The organism is Micromonospora sp. WMMD964 (assembly GCF_029581455.1).
Taxonomy (GTDB): Bacteria; Actinomycetota; Actinomycetes; order Mycobacteriales; family Micromonosporaceae; genus Micromonospora.
The window spans coordinates 1,794,788-1,810,252 of record NZ_CP120860.1; the positions used below are offsets into that span (position 1 = coordinate 1,794,788).

Annotated in this window: 12 protein-coding genes and 1 tRNA gene; 3 read left to right on the top strand and 10 right to left on the bottom strand. The window is 73.0% G+C overall.

The genetic code is table 11. The features are described 5' to 3' along the window. The first annotated feature begins 207 nt into the window (after positions 1 to 207). Together O7616_RS08465 and O7616_RS08470 are read left to right on the top strand one after the other, a co-directional pair. Complete coding sequence (locus tag O7616_RS08465) at positions 208 to 990, top strand: hypothetical protein (protein ID WP_282306308.1); 783 nt, start codon at positions 208 to 210, stop codon at positions 988 to 990. A 275-nt stretch (positions 991 to 1,265) separates the two neighbouring features. Then, positions 1,266 to 1,339 (top strand) — tRNA-Ala (locus O7616_RS08470). A gap of 212 nt (positions 1,340 to 1,551) precedes the next feature. Here the strand turns inward: O7616_RS08470 and O7616_RS08475 are convergent. The 8 genes from O7616_RS08475 to O7616_RS08510 form a co-directional block, all read right to left on the bottom strand. After that, the gene (locus tag O7616_RS08475) at positions 1,552 to 2,364 is read right to left on the bottom strand and encodes a hypothetical protein (protein WP_282306309.1); all 813 of its coding nucleotides are present in this window, start codon (positions 2,362 to 2,364) and stop codon (positions 1,552 to 1,554) included. Then, a complete protein-coding gene (locus tag O7616_RS08480) occupies positions 2,361 to 3,215 on the bottom strand; it encodes a DUF692 domain-containing protein (protein ID WP_282306310.1) in 855 nt (284 codons plus the stop codon). The genes O7616_RS08475 and O7616_RS08480 overlap by 4 nt, the downstream gene beginning before the upstream one ends. Before the next feature lie 29 nt (positions 3,216 to 3,244). Further along, positions 3,245 to 5,125, bottom strand: coding sequence for an ABC transporter ATP-binding protein (locus O7616_RS08485; RefSeq protein WP_282306311.1), 1,881 nt, complete (start codon positions 5,123 to 5,125; stop codon positions 3,245 to 3,247). A 4-nt stretch (positions 5,126 to 5,129) separates the two neighbouring features. Then, on the bottom strand, positions 5,130 to 5,792 hold the full coding sequence (locus tag O7616_RS08490) for a hypothetical protein (protein ID WP_282306312.1): 663 nt from the start codon (positions 5,790 to 5,792) through the stop codon (positions 5,130 to 5,132). Further along, the gene (locus O7616_RS08495) at positions 5,783 to 7,459 is read right to left on the bottom strand and encodes a TOMM precursor leader peptide-binding protein (protein ID WP_282306314.1); all 1,677 of its coding nucleotides are present in this window, start codon (positions 7,457 to 7,459) and stop codon (positions 5,783 to 5,785) included. The genes O7616_RS08490 and O7616_RS08495 overlap by 10 nt, the downstream gene beginning before the upstream one ends. Then, the gene (locus O7616_RS08500; protein ID WP_282306315.1) at positions 7,449 to 8,108 is read right to left on the bottom strand and encodes a TOMM precursor leader peptide-binding protein; all 660 of its coding nucleotides are present in this window, start codon (positions 8,106 to 8,108) and stop codon (positions 7,449 to 7,451) included. Before O7616_RS08500 ends, O7616_RS08495 begins: the two co-directional genes overlap by 11 nt. Beyond that, positions 8,087 to 9,370 (bottom strand): YcaO-like family protein, encoded by a 1,284-nt coding sequence (locus O7616_RS08505; protein ID WP_282306316.1) that lies wholly within the window; start codon positions 9,368 to 9,370, stop codon positions 8,087 to 8,089. The genes O7616_RS08500 and O7616_RS08505 overlap by 22 nt, the downstream gene beginning before the upstream one ends. A gap of 82 nt (positions 9,371 to 9,452) precedes the next feature. Beyond that, complete coding sequence (locus O7616_RS08510; protein WP_157742405.1) at positions 9,453 to 9,590, bottom strand: hypothetical protein; 138 nt, start codon at positions 9,588 to 9,590, stop codon at positions 9,453 to 9,455. Between the two features lie 163 nt (positions 9,591 to 9,753). Between O7616_RS08510 and O7616_RS08515 the strand changes: the two genes are divergently transcribed. Next, positions 9,754 to 11,061 carry a YcaO-like family protein gene (locus O7616_RS08515; protein ID WP_282306317.1) on the top strand — a complete coding sequence of 436 codons (1,308 nt, stop codon included), beginning with the start codon at positions 9,754 to 9,756 and terminating at the stop codon, positions 11,059 to 11,061. A 116-nt stretch (positions 11,062 to 11,177) separates the two neighbouring features. On the opposite strand, the gene O7616_RS08520 is transcribed toward O7616_RS08515, so the two are convergent. Together O7616_RS08520 and O7616_RS08525 are read right to left on the bottom strand one after the other, a co-directional pair. Then, entirely contained in the window at positions 11,178 to 11,933 is a 756-nt protein-coding gene (locus O7616_RS08520; RefSeq protein WP_282306318.1) for an AfsR/SARP family transcriptional regulator, read from the bottom strand. A gap of 89 nt (positions 11,934 to 12,022) precedes the next feature. After that, positions 12,023 to 15,262 (bottom strand): BTAD domain-containing putative transcriptional regulator, encoded by a 3,240-nt coding sequence (locus tag O7616_RS08525; protein ID WP_282306319.1) that lies wholly within the window; start codon positions 15,260 to 15,262, stop codon positions 12,023 to 12,025. Between the last annotated feature and the right edge of the window lie 203 nt (positions 15,263 to 15,465).

The window sequence follows — 15,465 nt, forward strand, 5'->3', positions numbered from 1 at the left end:
TCGGGAGCGGAATTTTCCGACCCTCGGCCAGGCGTCCCACGGACGGGATCGGCGCGGCGCGGTGGCAACCCGGTCGACGCGCCGTAACCTCAAGTAACTGCAAGCTGCGGCAAGCGCTCCCCGGCCGGACGATCCACGCACCCAGGCGGGATCGATGGAAGATCCTGCGGTCGGAGAGCGGTTGCTTCGAATTCGGTGACGGGAGGGGTGAGGGTGCCGACCTCGGTGCTCCTCGCCGTCCTCGCCGCCGCCGGCCTGCTCGCCCTGGCCCCGGCGCTGGTTCGCCGTTACGACGCCACCGAGCGGTTGGTGGCGGAGCGGGCGCAGTCGACGGCGCGGGTGCTCCAGCGCCGCCGGCGGCGCCGCACTGTGCCCGGACGGCGACCCGTCCACCCACCGCGTTCGCTGATCGTCACCCTGAGTGAGGACGCGACTACCGGAACGCTTGCTCCGCCGGTCTCCGCACCGCCGGCCGCCCGCCGCTCCGGTCGGCTCCGCGCCGTGCCACCGGCACCGAAGAGGTCGCGCCGCCGCCCACCGCCCCGACGACAGCACACCCCCGCCGTGTACCGACGACGTCGGGTTCTCGCCGCCCTGCTGCTCCTCAACGTCGTCGAGCTGATCGGCGTGGTGTTCGTCAGCCCCGGCTTCTGGGTCAGCTTCGGGGTCACCTTCCTGCTCCTGGCCCTGTACGTCGTTCACCTTCGCCGCCGGGCCCTGGCCGGCCGTCGCCGTCGCCGCGCCCGCGCCCGGGAAGCCGCCTGGCTCGCCGACCGGCAGGCCGAGGTACGCCGGGAGCAGGCCCGTCGGGCGGCGGCCCGCCGGGAGGCGCAGCGCCGCCTAGCCGCCCAGCGCGAGGGCGTACGCCGAGCCGCGATGGGCCTGGACCGACCGGGCGACCTGCCGGCGGCGGTCAACGGCGGGTCGGTCTCCTACCGGCGGTCGGGTGGCCTGCGCGGCCGCCCCTACGAGGCCGGCCGAGGCGCCTGACCCTGCCCCAGGCGGCACGCCGGCCGGTGGCGTGGGCCGGGCTCCGGCCGGTCGTGCCGCAGCGGGCGTTGCTTGCCGGCGTTGATCGACTCCGGGTCGGCGATGTGGCGGTGTCGGCGTGCGGGGATGCCGCCGTATCGGCGATCTGGAGTCGATCTTGGGCTGGCGTGACGCCGCACCGGGGGCGGATTCGCGGTGGGGGCGGGCGACCTGTTAGCCTTGGCGCCGGCCCGCCCGGTGTAAGCCGGGTGGGACCGAAGCCGGTTCGCCGGTGGGGGGCTGTGGCGCAGACTGGTAGCGCACCTCGTTCGCATCGAGGGGGTCAGGGGTTCAAATCCCCTCAGCTCCACTTCGCAAGGCCCTGACCAGGGAGAGCGCCGGTCAGGGCCTTAAGTTTGTCTATCCTATTGTGAACTCACCCCCCGAAAACGGCTGGGCTCGGCCGCTCTCCGCGATCGCGGTCTTCTGGGCCAGGCCACGAGGGGCGTTGCCCTGGGTCGGGATCGCTCGGTCGTCACCCGTTGTCGGCAAAGGCGCCCGAGGAACCCGGGCGGCTTCGCCTCATCCGGCCAGCCCATTCCCGGTGCCGCTGACGTCCAGTCCGCCCAGGAAACCCTTGGCGACCATGCCGTGTAGGCCGCGTTCGGCGGTTTCGATGGCCAGTCCGGCCCGGTGCGCGACCGCACGGGTCGTCCGAATGCCGTCACAGGCGGCGAGCAGGTCCGCCAGCCTCGACGGCAGCCGGTACGTCCGCACCAGGCCGGAACGGCTCGTGGCGTGCAGCAGGTAGTGGGTGGTGCCGCTCGGCAGGCTGCCGCCCGCCCGTCCGGCGACGACGATCCGTTGGATCTCCGCGATCGGGCGATCGAACGTCGCGAGCAGGACGCCCGGCCGCAGCGCGGGCGGGCCGGCCGGCGGTTCCACCCCACCGGCGCCGATCCTTGCCTCGTACCAGAGGGTTTCGAACGCCGCCATCTCGCGGAGCAGCCGGATCCGGGCGGTGCTGGGCAGCGTGGCAACGGCCGCGGCGAGCTCCCTCCCGACCGCCAGGCTGTCCTCGGGCCGGCTCAGCGTCCGACGTCCCAGTACGGGGCGCAGCACGGTCTCCTCCTCGGCGGTGTCGCGGAGCAGGGCTGCGGTGCCGGGGAAGGCGGCGGTGAACCTGGCCTTGCGTTTGAGGCTGGTGATCGAGGCGGTGAGCCGGAGGCCGGGCAATGGCACGGCGGCCAGTCGCCGGGCCAGTTCGGGGTCGGTGCCGTGTCGCCGGGCGAACCCGTCGGGGTCGGCGTGCAACTCCTCGGCGAGTGACCCGTCGATCAGGAGCCTGGCCAGCAGCGCCTGCCCGCCGGCGGGAAGGGTGTCCTCCGTGCTCATCGGGCACCGCGGGAGACGCTGCCCGCCGTGAGGGTGGCACGGACCCGGTCCAGCTCGTCGACGAGTTCGGTGAAGTCGTCGGGAAAGTGACCGTCCCGCTCGATCATGGTGGCTCGGATGTGCTGGCGGCTCTCCAGGTGTTCGAGCAGTGCGAACACGTCGTCTCCCACCGGGGCGTCGTGGCCGTCGACGAGTGGTACGCCACCCTGGCCCAGGTTGCCCGCCAGGTGCACCTGGACGACACGGTCGAGCGGCAGCGCGTCGAGGAAGTCGTAGGGGTCGAACCCGTGGTTGGTCGCGTTGACCACCACGTTGTTCAGGTCGAGCAGCAGGCCACAGTCGCAGCGGTCGAGGACGGCGGTGATGAACTCGGCCTCCGTCATGCCGCCCGGCAGATCGAGGTAGTAGCTGATGTTCTCCAGCAGGAACGGCCGCCCCAGCCGGTCCTGCACCCGCTGCGCGTTCGCGGCTATCGTCCTGACCTTCTCTTCCGTGCGGAGCACCGGCGTCAGGTTGTGCAGCTCGACGCCGTCCTCCCGGGTGAAGCAGAGGTGGTCGCTGACCCAGGGTGCGTCGACGGCGTCCGCCACCGCCGCGACGGCGTCCAGGTAGTCCGGATCCACGGGGGCGTCCGAGCCGATCGACATCTCCAGGCCGTGGGTGACCACGACGAAACGGTCCCGGAGAGCGCGCAGCAGCTTGTTCTGCGCCGGATCCACCAGGTAGCGGTCCGTGATGATCTCCAGCCAGTCGATCGCGGCCGGGTGGGCGAGGATCCCGTCGTGCAGTTCCTCGCGGTAGCCGAGCCCGACGCCGAGGTCCGGCGGGGCGGAGATGGTGGTACTGAACATGGCGTCTCCTCGCGGTCGGTACGGCTCGCTCAGGTCGTTCGCAACGGCAGTTCCGGTGCATGACGGGGTGGTTCGGGCTGGGGCGGTTCACGGCGGGCCGGCCGGGCCACCGGTTGTGCCGCGAGCAGGCTGGCGTAGGCGCCGCCGGCCCGGCTGAGCAGCCCGTGCGTGCCATGCTCGGCGACCCGTCCCCGGTCCAGCACGATCACCCGGTCCTGTGGTTCCAGCCGGGGCAGCCGGTGGGCGATGAGGACCAGGGTCTTGTCCCGGCAGTGCTCCCGCAGCGCCTCGGTGACGCGGTCGGCGGTGTGCTGGTCGAGGGCGCTGGTCGCCTCGTCGACGACGAGCAGCCGGCAGTCGGCCAGTAGGGTCCGTGCGATGCCCAGGCGCTGCCGCTCCCCGCCGGAGAGTTGTAGCCCGTTCTCGCCGATCGAGGTGTCCCAGCCGTGCCGTGACGCGGTGATCAGCGAACCCAACCGGACCGTGTCGAGTACCCGGTCCAGCTCGGCCTGGGTGACGCCGTCCCGGGCGAACAGCAGGTTGTCCCGGATCGTGCCGTGCAACAGCGCGGTGTGCTGCGGGATCAGGGTGGCCGCCGCACGAGGGAGGGCGGAGCCACCGTCGACGCGGACGGTGCCGGTGTCCGGGGAGAGCAGGCCGGCCAGGACGAGTCCCAGGGTGCTCTTGCCCGAACCGGTGTGGCCGGTGACGACGGTCACCGACCCGGCGGGGAAGTCCAGATCCACCCCGGCGAGGGCGGGGGCCGGTGACCCCGGGTAGCGGCAGGAGACAGCGCGCAGCCGCACCTCCGCCGGCCCGGCCGGTGTGCGCCGGACCGGCGCGACATCCCGCTCCGGGGCGTCCATGTCGAGGTACTCCAAGACCCGCTCGAACATCACGACGGACGCCTGGACACCGCCGCTGAGCCGCAACAGGCTCTGGATCGGCTGGGACAGTCTGGTCTGAAGCATGACCAGCACCACCACGGCGCCGACCGACACCGTTGGGGTGAACGTGCCGTAGGCCCAGAAGATCAGCGGTGGTACACAGGCGAACGAGACCCCGATGACCGTGTACGCCGACATGCCCGCGATGCGCTGCCGGAACGTCACGTCCCGGATGTCCTCGGCGACCTCCACGAAGCGGTCGCGTTGGGTCCGGGTGCGGCGCAGGGTGCGGCCGAGTAGCACCCCGGAGAGGGACAGGTCCTCCGAGACGTACCGCAGAACTGTGGTCAGCAGCCGCTGTCGCTGCCGGAACAGCAGGCGCCGCCGCCGGGCGAAGCGGTTGTTGAAGAGGCTGAGCAGCGCGGTCAGGGCCAGTGAGACGAGGGCCAGCGGCCAACTCAGGATGATCATTGCGATCCCGACCGCGACCAGTGAGGTGAGCGCGGACAGCGCCTGGTGGACCGTACTGGTGAGGAAGCGGTCGATGCCGTCGATGTCGCTGACCAGGCGGGCCTGGATCTGTGCCTGGCCCTGCTCGCTGTAGAACCGCAGCGGCTGCGCTCTCGCGCGGTCGTAGACGTCGACGCGCAGCCGCGCCGCCACGCGCTGGCCGGTCCAGTTGGTAAGCGCGGTCTCGGCTACGCCGAGGAGGCTGCCGACCAGACCGAGGGCCATCATCAGGCCGCACAGCACCGCGAGCAGTGTGGTGTCGTGCCGGGGCAGGGCGTCGTCGATGATCCGCTGGAGCAGCAGCGGCGCCGTGGTGCTCATCCCGACCGTGATCAGGACCAGCAGCCCCGAGCCGACGGTGTGCCAGCGGTAGGGCCGGTAGCGCACGGCCACGCGGCGCAGCACGAGCCAGGTCGTGACCTCCACCGGCGCCCGCCCGGACAGCCCGGCCTCGCCGGTGGACCGACCGTCGGACGGAGCGGCGGTGGACCGGTGGGCGGTCGACGCTGCCATCTCGTCAGCCGACCGCGGGCGACGGGGCTGGGTGTCCGAGCGCGACGGTGAACAGATGCCGCGCCCCCGGGCGGAGCCCGGCCGCCTCCCGCCGCACCAGATAGTGACCGGCGCCGAACACCGCGCACTCCAGACCGTGGGTGCGCGCGGCCAGCCAGATGGCGTAGCCGAGCGCGCCGATCCGGACCAGCAGGCCTCCGGCGGCCTCCCGCCCCATCCCCGCCGGGTCGCCGCAGACGAGCGCGAACACCGGCGCGTCGGCGTAGACGTCCGCCAGATCGTCGAGCCAGTCCGGAACGCCGAGCGGGAGAAGGTCGCCGGCGGGAGTCGGCGTGAACAGGCCCCGACCCGGACCGTCGGCGCGGCGGACCGCCAGCAGCAACCGCAGGCCCGGGTCCGGGTGCCGGTCGACCGGCCACTGGTCACGCTGAGCCCGGGTCGCCCGGCGCAGCACTGCGCGCAGTGTCACCTCGGCCACCGGCGTCTCGGTGAACTCTCGTACCGACCTACGGCCTTCGAGGACCGCCGCGAGTGGTACGCCGTCGGTCACGGGCTCGGCCGCCCCGTCGTCCGGCGCGTACCTTTCGATGACGCGGGGGAACGGGGCGCGACGGCGTACCAGGTCCGCCAGCGCCTCGGCCGGTACGTCCGCGGGGATCAGTGGCATGTCTCACCTCGGTGTAGGCCGGCTACCACGGTCACGTACCGGCCGGTCGTTTGCAGGTCGAGCAGCTCGGCCAGGCTCTCGTCCCAGCGGGTCGCGAACTCCGTGCGGAGCCCGTGCGCGGTGGCGACGGCGGCGAGCTGGGTGACGGCGCAGCCCGCGTCCAGGTGGGTGAGCCGGTACGCGAAGTCCTGGTACTTTCCCGCCACCCGGTCGTGCGCGGCGGTGAACACCAGCGCGGCGTCGAGACGGTCGGCGGGAAGGTCGGTGCCGGCCAGCGCGTCGGCCAGCGGCACGGCGTCGGCGCGCAGGGCGATCAGCGCGTGGTTCAGGTCGTCGTAGCGGAAGATCGTTCCGGGTAGGTCGGCGACGCCGGTCTCGGTGACGAGGTGGAGTTCCACCGACCCGAGCTGCCCGCCGGACGGCACCCAGCGCTGCGACGGGCCGTCGGCCTCGCCCCGCCGTCGGCCCGCCACCCGGGCGAGCAGGTCGGCGACCAGCGGCTGGTGCAGGCTTCCGGGTGCGGCCGGGCGCACGCCGTCGCCGAACGTCCCCGGCAGCGGCAACCGTTCTGTCGGCAGCCCGCGCTGGGGGTGGGCGTGGTGAACCGGCCGTTCGTCCGCCAGCTCCCGCCACTTCCGCCGGACGGCCCGCGACGGGGGGCCGGCCCGCAGGGCCGCTGGTACCACCCGCTCGGTCATCCAGAGGCCGATGTCCACCAGGTCCGGTTCCGGCCCGTCGCCGCCGGCGTCGTCGCACGGGCAGTCCGGGTACGGCACGACGACGTGCTGACCGGTGTCCCAGGCGTCGAGGTCGATCCTGGTCACCGTCGTCGCAGCCCGCAGGGACGCCCCGGAGACGATGCCCAGCACCTCGGTCGCGGCCAGCCCGGCGAGCGTCTCTCCGGCCGTGGCATCAGCGATCCCCGCCGTCTTCCCGGCCGTGGCGTCGGAGGTCGCCGCACCCGGCCAGCCCGCCTCGGCCCGGCCTCGGCGCAGGCATCCGGGGCAGGCGGTGAGACCGGGGACGAAGAACGGCCCGATCTCGAGGTGGGTGCGATCGGCGGCGACCCGGAGCACGGGCACGGCGTGCGGCGCACACAGTCCGGCCACCCGCTCGACCGCTGACGGGTCGTCCCGGCTCTCGTCGACCACGACCACCAGGGACCGCTCGGCTCCGGAGAGGGCCTCGACACCGGTTTCGGTGAGTGGCCCGCAGGTGACCTCGCCGACGCCGCACTCACGCAGGTCCGCGGCGAGGGCCCTGGTCACCTCAGCCGGCCCGACGACGTGCACGGCGACCACCGCGAGCGCGTCGAGCAGGGCACCGGTGCCGGGATGGCCGCCGTTGCCGTCCAGGCTGCGTGAGTGGTAGTCGACGACGTGCTCGGGGGCCCCACCCCGGCGAGGTGGGGCGGCGGATTCCAGCAGTCCACGTTGGTCGAGCAGGGCCAGTGGCCGGTCCAGGCGCTCCGGCGGCAGGCCCAGCTCGGCGGCGATCTCCTGCCGGTCCCGGGAGCCGTCGAGAAGGGGAAGAAGTCGCGGCAGCAGCGTGCCGGCGGCTCGACCCCGGAACACGTGGCGGGGCCCCGAGCCCTGCACGACGAGTGACTCCTCGGTCGGCACCACCGCGAGACCACGGCACAGCCGTACCCGGACGTCATCGGACACCGGCGTCCTCCCTCTTCTCCAGGCGCAGCAGGGTACGCAGATCGCGTTCGGGCAACGGCCGGCCGCAGCGGGAGCAGCCGTGGCAGGCGAGCACCAGGTCCTGCCGGACGGAGACCCCGCGCAGCGGTACGGAGATCACCCGACCGGCCGCCACGTCGGGGCGGGCCAGGACGCGGAGAGCCAACCCGGCCGCGCTCCGCGCGTGCTGCGGCAGGAAACCGGCCGGCCCGCAGGCCGGGTTCTGGTCGTAGGCGGCGTACAGGGCTGCGGACGCCGGCCAGTGCGGATCGTGTTGGGCCCGGCGTTCCTCGAAGCAGCCGTGACAAGGCCCGGCACCCGGCACCACCAGCGGTCCGATCCGCAGGTGCGAGGGTTCCAGCACGACCGGCAGCCAGGGAACACCGGTCGCGTGGGCGCGTTCGTCGACCCGGTCGCACAACGCGGGCGAGGGGCGCCACAGGGCCACCACCAGCGCGCTCGGCGTACCAGCGAACGCGGTCTCCGGGGCGTCGTCGGGCGGAACCTCCGTGCCGTCCGACATCCGGGCCAGCAGCCCGGTGACCCGGCGGCCGAACGGACCGATGCCGAGCAGGGCCGTTCGGTCCGGGACGATCGCGGCGGGGGTGGTTAGGCGAACGGCTGTGGCCATGGATTCAGCTCCTCTTCGGGCAGCACCCGGTAACCCATCCGGGCAGGTGCCTCGGACAGCCGTGGATGTGCGGTGAACTGGGCCAGCGGGTGGAGGCTCAGCGGCTGGAGGTCGGGGATGACGACGTGCACCGCGGTCAGCCCCACGTCAGCCAGTTCCCGCGTGGTCCGGTCGACCACGACGGGCCGGGCTCCGGCGGCGGCCAGCCGCTCGACCAGCGCCGCGAGGGCCAGGTCCGGATCGGCCGGCAGTTCCGGGCGTCGGGGGGACGGCGGCGCGACGGCATCGGCCAACAGAAAGTCGAATGCGCCCGCCCGCTCCGGTGCCCCCATGAACCGGGCACCGTCGTGCACCGCCACGGACCCCGCGGGACCGCCCGGCGGGCTGGCGCCCTCGCTCAGCAGTCCGGTCAGGGCGACCGCCTCCTCCAGAGCCTTGGCCGCCGCACCCGACAGGGTCCGACCGGTGCTCGCCGCCGTCCAGTTCCGCAGTCGCGGGTCGTGCACGGCGCTCAACAGGCAGTAGACGGTCGGAACACCGAGGTCGGTCGTCGCGTCGAGCAGGCGTACGTCGACGAAACGGCGTCGGCAGCAGTCGACGAGGTGGCGCGTCGACTCGGCCAACTCGCCCGAAGCGACTGTGGGCAGGGACAGCCGTTGCAGCCAGAGGATGGCGACGGCGTCCCGCTCGATCACCTCCAGAGCGCCGCGGACGACCGCCTCCACCGGATCGGTGTGCACCGCGTGGCCGGTGGAGAGTCGGTGTACGAAGCGTTCCGCGTCGTCGATCGGGGCCAGGTCCCGGCAGGCCATCACCGCCGGTACCCGGACCGGCGCGGCACTGTACAGGTCGAGTCCGGTGACCCACCTGATCGGCGCGGCCGGGTCGAACGGGCGGACCGGGCAGCCGGGGGTGGCCAGTTCCCGTGCCGAGCAGCGCGGATAGCGGACGGGTTCGAGACACTCGCCGGCCAGCTCGTCGGCGGTCGCCCGCACAATCTCCCGACGGTGCGGGGCCAGCGCCATCGCGTACCGCTCGGCACCCTCGGCGATGGCGACGAACCGGGCCAGTCGCGGGTCGGCCCAGCTCCGCCCACCACCGCCCAGCCGACCGGTACGGCGGCGGGTGTTCGCCGGACCCGGCGTACCCACCTCGGCCCCGCACGAGTAGAGCCGGTCGCAGATCCGTGACGGCCGTGCGTCGGAGACGGCCGACACCACGCCGTAGGGGGACACCAACTCGTCGAGAGACTCCGGATTCACCATGCCTCCCCGGGCCCGCCCGCCGTGCTCGCGGCACGACGGGCGGGCGGACGTACTCCGTCGAACTACCCGCGCCGGTGGCTCAGGCGCACATCGGGTAGTTGCACTGGACGTTCGAGCTCTGCGTCACGCCGCACATCGGCACCTCGCCGAACGTGCCGTACTCCTCGTAGTCCTCGACGTCGAGGTCGAGGTCCGTGGTGCTGTCTTCAGCCGCCATCTCGTTCTCCTTCCGGTGAAATCGGGCGTGGACCACCCTGTCGGCACCGTCCGTCGCCGGGCGGTCGGCGACCGGTCGTCCGGTGACCGGGCGCGGACCGGAGGCACTGCCAGGCTGTGGGCCCGACGAACGCGAGCGGGCGGGGCCGGAGAGGGGACTGGACGTGCGTCACCGGGATCGACCGCGGGACCTGACATCGCTCGACGGCCTGGTCTCGCCCTACGGGCTGGTCTCCCGGGTCGGGGCGCTGGCCACCCCGGGCCTGCCCGCCGACTTCTGCTACTGGAAGTCGGAGGCGGGCGCACCCGGTCCGGTCCGCCGGCTCGGTCACCAGGAGAATCTCGTCGGCTCCGGCCAGGCGTGGGACGATCCGGGTCTCGCGCGGTTCGTCGCCATCGCCGAGGTCGCCGAACGGTACGCGGGTCGCGACGTCCTCGCCGAGGAACGGATCTGGGCGACAGCCGAGGAACTGGGCGACGAGTGCCTGGAACCGGAGCGGTACCCGCGGTGCACGGAAGCCGAGTACGCGCATCCGGACTGCCCGATCGTCCCCTTCGATCCCCAGGCGGCGATCCGTTGGACGTCCGGGCTCGACCTGGTCACCGGCGAGCCGGTCTGGATACCGGCTGTGCTGGCCTGTTACGGACTCACCGAGACCGTGACGGCGGAGCACTTCAGCTGCCGGATGTCCACGGGCTTCGCGGTTCACACCGACCCGGTGGAAGCCGTCGTCCGGGGGCTGTTCGAGGTCGTCGAGCGGGACGCCAACGCTGTCGTCTGGCTCCAGCGGCTCGCTCTGCCGCCGGTGGATCCCGGCTGCCTTGACGAACGGCTGCGCCGACTGGTCGGCTGGTGCCGTGACCGGTTCAAGGAGGTCCACCTCTTCGACGCCACCTCCGATCTGGGCGTGCCGACGGTCTACTGCGTGGTCGCCGCCGAGTACGACCCGCGGGCGCACCGGGTGGTCGGCGCCAGCTCCGCCCGGGATCTGACCGGGGCCGCGCACAAGGCACTCCTGGAGGCGCTGGGCGTCCCGCAGTTCATCCACTTCGTGGATCCGACGGCGGAGCCGGTGACGCCGGCGCGGCTGCGGGCCGTGGGAGACACCACCCGTCATATGGGCCGGACGGAACACGCGCACGCGTTCGACTTCCTCCTGGACGGTGCGGATCGCCGCACGTCCACGGCTCGGCCGTCCCTGCCCGCCGACCCGTCCGAGGCGCTGGCCGAGGTCGTCGGCCGGCTCGCCGGGGCCGGGATGCGGCCGGTCGTCGTCGACCGCACCACCCGGGAACTGGCCGACGTCGGGCTCACCGCGGTGAACGTCGTCGTCCCCGACCTCCAGCCGATGAGCGTCGAGCACCTCATCCGGTTCACCGCACATCCGAGGCTGTACGAGGCACCGGCTCGGATGGGCTATCGTGTCCTGCCCCCGGCGAAACTGAACCCGTGGCCGCAACCGATGGCCTAGCTGGCCGGGCCGCAACCGATGGCTCAGTCCGCCCGGCCGCAGCCGGTGCCCAGACCGGGCGGTTTCCGAACGACGGCTCCCTCGGAGACCGCGACGAAGTGGTACGAAGCAACGGGTCAGGGCACGGCTCGGGAGAACCCCGGGTTGCGCCGGAGCAGTCGCTGGTGCGTCTGCCGCAGGGCCGGTCCCGGCTCGTCGCCGAGCTGCTCCACCAGTCGGGCGCGGATGCCGGCATAGCGTTCCAGCGCCTCGGCCTGGTGACCGCACCGGTGCAGCGCCTCCATCAGCAATCCCGTGATCGCCTCGTCCAGCGGATGCTCCTCGGCCAGATGTACCAGGTCCGGCACCAGCTCCGCGTGCCGCCCCGCCGCCAGCCAGGCGGCAGCTGCGGCCGTCCGGGCCGACAACTGCTCCCGACACAGTGCCGTGCGGGCCCCGTCCGCCCACGGGGAGTCCACGTCGGCCAGGGGCGCCCCGGCGGGCAACCGCAGGGCGCGGTCGTAGAGGCAGGCGGCGGCGTTGTCGTCGACGGCCAGCCGCGCCTGCCGGACCAGTTGTCGGAACCGGTGCAGGTCGATCCGCTCGGGATCCACGTCCAGCAGATAGCCGCCCCGCAACCGCACCACTTCGCGCCCGGCCCCACCGGCCTGCGCGAGGGTACGCCGCAACCGCTTGGCGCAGGTGTAGAGCGCGTCTCTCGGATCGACGGGCATCTCCTCGCCCCAGATCCGCGAGATCAGCCGCTCGTCGGGCACGAACTCGCGCGGCTGCCAGGCCACGGAGGCGAGCAGGCTCCGGACCCGACCGGAGGACGGACGGACCTGCCTGCCCCCGCTGACGACTGCCACCGCGCCCAACAGCTGGAACTCCACCTCTGCTCCTCGCGACGAGATGCGAACATGCCAGGGCACAACGTCGCATCCGGCCGCATGATCTCCGCTCCGATCGCGCATGGCGCCGGTCAGGCGAGCAGCGCGGCGGTCTCCGCCTGACGTGGAATGTCGAGTTCGACGAAGTGTCGGTGCGCCCGGCCCCACGCCGAGCGGGCGGCCCGCTCGGCACCGGTGAGCCGGTACGCCCGCCCGAGCGGGACCAGCGCGTTGGCGTACCCGAGCGACTGCCCGGTCCGCCGGAAGACCCGCAGGGCGTGTCGGCACGCGGCGACGGCCGCGGGCCCCTCGCCCAGTGCCACGAGAGCGGCCCCCAGGGTCGCGTACGCCTTGCCCAACACCAACGGGCTGCCCTGAGCGGCGAGGCCGAGCGCCTCGGTCGCGTGTTCGCGCGCCTGGCCCGGCTGACCGCCGGCCAGAGTCACCCGGGCCAGCCCGACCAGCGACTCGACCCGGCCGGCGTGGTGGCCGGTGCGGTCGGTGATGGTGACGGCGGCCGCCAGCCGCCCCAGCGCGGCCTCGATCCGACCCTCTCCCATCGCCGACTCTGCGAGTCCGATCAGCGCATCGACCTGGCAGTTGAGGTTCTCCGCCTGGCAGGCGCCGCGGAGCGCCGCGCCGTGTGCGTCGGCCGCCAGCGACCAGCGGCCCGCGTCGTTGTGCACCCGACCGACAGCCTCGAAGCTGATCGCCTCGCCGTAGGGCAGACCGGCGTCCCGGGCGACGGCCAGGGAGCGCTCCAGCCAGTGCAACGCCGCCGCCAGGTGTCCCCGTTCCTGCCGGACGAGCCCGAGGTTCACCAGGACGATCGACTGCATGTTCAGGTCTCCGATCCGTTCGGCCAACGGAAGGGAGGCGGTGAGGCATCGCTGGGCCGGGCCGAGTCGGCCGAGGGCGAGATGGGCTGAGGCGAGGTTGTTCAGCCCCGACGACTCACCTCGTGCGTTGTCCAACGCATTGTCGATCCGGATCGACCTGCGGTACCGGGCCAGAGCCTGCCGTGGCCTGCCCAGCTGCTTCAGGGTGACGCCGATGCCGCGCAGCGCGTCGGCCTCGCCTCGCCGCCAGTCGGCCCGGCGGGCGAGCGCCAGGGCCCGTTCGTACTCCGCCCGGCCCGCGACCAGCCTGGTCATCCGCCAGTTGGCGTGGCCGAGCGACAGTCTCATCGCGGCCTGGCCGCCCAGGTCGCCGGCGCGTCGGGCCGCCGCCAACCCGATGGTCGCCATCCGCACCGACTCGGCCAGAGGCCGGAAGTGGTGGAGGTAGTCCTGAAGGGCGATCACCAGCAGGCACGCCACCGGCCTGGAGTCGAGGTCGGCCGAGAGGTGTACCGCGGCGGTGATCTCCTCCCACGTCTCGTCGAGCCAGGCCAGCGCGTGGGACCTGTCCCGGAAGGACTCCGGCGTGACGTGGGGCGGGATCGTGTCCGGCGGGGGCGAGATCAGATAGAAGCCGCCCGCTCGTGCCGTTTCCACAGCCGAGTAGAGGTAGTACGCCATCAGTCGCCGTACGGCCTGTCGCCGCTCGGTCGGGGAGTCCTCCTCGGCCACCCGCTCCGCGGCGTACTCGAGCAGCAGGTCGTGGGCGGCGAACCGGTTGACGCCGACCTCGGTCACCAGGTGTACCCGGGCGACGCTGTCCAACAACTCCTCCGCCTCGCCTCGGTCCACCCCGGCCAGCGCCGCCGCCGAGGCGCTGGCCAGACCGCCGCTCGGAGCCAGCGACATCAGTCGGAACATCCGGCGGGCCGGCGCGGGCAGTGCCCGGTAGGAGAGGTCCAGCGTGGACCGGACCGCCGTGCGTTCGTCGCCGTCGACCCGGAGCCGGGCCAGCCTGCCCCGGTCGGCCAGCTCCGCGACGTAGTCGCCGACCGTGTGGTAACGCTGCTCGGCCAGCCGCGCCCCGGCGATCGAGAGGGCCAACGGCATGTGACCGCACTGCGCCGCCAGCCGCGCCGCGGCCTCCGGCTCCGCCCGCAGTCGGTCGGTACCGGCCCCGTGTGCGAGCAGTGCCTGCGCCTCCTGCGGCTCGAGCGCCGCCACGCCGAGCCGGCTCGCTCCCTCTCGCGCCACCAGGCCGCCGAGGCGGTCCCGGCTGGTCACCACGACCAGGCAGCCGGCACCGCCGGGCAGGATCGGCCGGACCTGCTCCGCGGTCGCGACGTTGTCGAGCACCAACAGGACGCGTCGGTCCGCGAGCAGTGACCGGTAGAGCGCCACCTGAGCCTGAAGGTCCGCCGGGATGTCCCGGGGGGCCTGCCCGAGGGCCTGGAGCAGCAGCGGCAGTGCCTCGTTGGGAGACATCCGCTGCCCCGGGTCGAAGCCGCGCATGCCGAGGAACAGTTGGCCGTCGGGGAAGTCGTCGGCGGCTCGGTGGGCCCAGCGCACCGCCAGGGCGGTCTTCCCCACGCCGGCGGGACCGACCACCAGCACGATCCGCTCCGCCCCCGAGGCCAACCAGTCGAGCTGCTTCAGCTCCGCCTCCCGGCCGACGAACCGTCCGATGTCGGCGGGCAACTGCCGAGGAATCCTCGCCGATTCCGGCGGGAACGGACCGGCCGGTTCCAGCGTGCCCGCCAGCACGCGTTGGTGCAGACTCCGCAGCTCCTCGGTGGGCTCCAACCCGAGCTCCGCGATCAGGCGGGTACGGAAGTCGCGGTACACCTTCAACGCCTCGGCCGCCCGGCCACCCGAATGCAACGCGAGCATCAGCAGCCGTTGGGATCTCTCCCGGAGCGGGTCCTCCGCGACCAGCCGGGTCAGCTCGGCCACCGCCTCGTGCAGCCGACCCAGTGCCAGCATGGCCTCGGCGCGTCCCTCCAGGGCCGCCGTCCGGTGTTCCGTGAGCCGTACCGCCTCGGCCTCGACGTGCGGCCCCCGCAGTCCGGCCAGCGGCGCACCCCGCCACAGGGTCAACGCCGCGTCGTAGTCGGCGACGGCCTCTGCCGGACGACCTTCGAACGCCGCCCGGCGGGCCGACTCCACCCGTTCGACGAACGACGCCGCGTCCAACTCCCCGTCACTCACCCGCAGCAGGTAACCCGGGCTTCTGGTCTCGATCAACGTCGCACCCCGCGGCCCGCAGGCCCGACGAAGCTCCGCCACCAGGGCTCGTACCCTGGCGGCGGCGGAGACGGGCGGATCATCTCCCCAGATCCGGTCGGTGATCCGTTGTACGGACACGACGTGATTGGCCTCCAGCACCAGTGCGCCGAGCAACGCCTGCTGCCTGCCGGTCAACTCGACCCGCCGTCCTGCCACGGTCAGCCCGACCGGGCCCAGCAGACTGACCTGCGTACCGCTCACCACCATGGAAGTGGACCGTAGATCAGTAACCGCCGATCGCGCGAACGGACCGGATGGCCGGCTGCTCTGGGGCACCAGGGTCGGAGGCGGCCATGTACCTGGAGCCGTACCCGAGTCGGGAACCGACGAGAGCGCCTGGAGTGGTACTGCGGTCGAACGAGCGCCTGTCACGCTGCCCGCCTCGGTCGTATCGGTCAGCAGCGACGGTG

What these genes read in the sequence shown, in the direction of transcription:
- O7616_RS08475 (WP_282306309.1), bottom strand. Translation starts at nt 2,364, where the DNA reads ATGAGCACGGAGGACACCCTTCCCGCCGGCGGGCAGGCGCTGCTGGCC.
- O7616_RS08480 (WP_282306310.1), bottom strand. Translation starts at nt 3,215, where the DNA reads ATGTTCAGTACCACCATCTCCGCCCCGCCGGACCTCGGCGTCGGGCTC.
- O7616_RS08485 (WP_282306311.1), bottom strand. Translation starts at nt 5,125, where the DNA reads ATGGCAGCGTCGACCGCCCACCGGTCCACCGCCGCTCCGTCCGACGGT.
- O7616_RS08490 (WP_282306312.1), bottom strand. Translation starts at nt 5,792, where the DNA reads ATGCCACTGATCCCCGCGGACGTACCGGCCGAGGCGCTGGCGGACCTG.
- O7616_RS08500 (WP_282306315.1), bottom strand. Translation starts at nt 8,108, where the DNA reads ATGGCCACAGCCGTTCGCCTAACCACCCCCGCCGCGATCGTCCCGGAC.
- O7616_RS08510 (WP_157742405.1), bottom strand. Translation starts at nt 9,590, where the DNA reads ATGGCGGCTGAAGACAGCACCACGGACCTCGACCTCGACGTCGAGGAC.
- O7616_RS08525 (WP_282306319.1), bottom strand. Translation starts at nt 15,262, where the DNA reads ATGGTGGTGAGCGGTACGCAGGTCAGTCTGCTGGGCCCGGTCGGGCTG.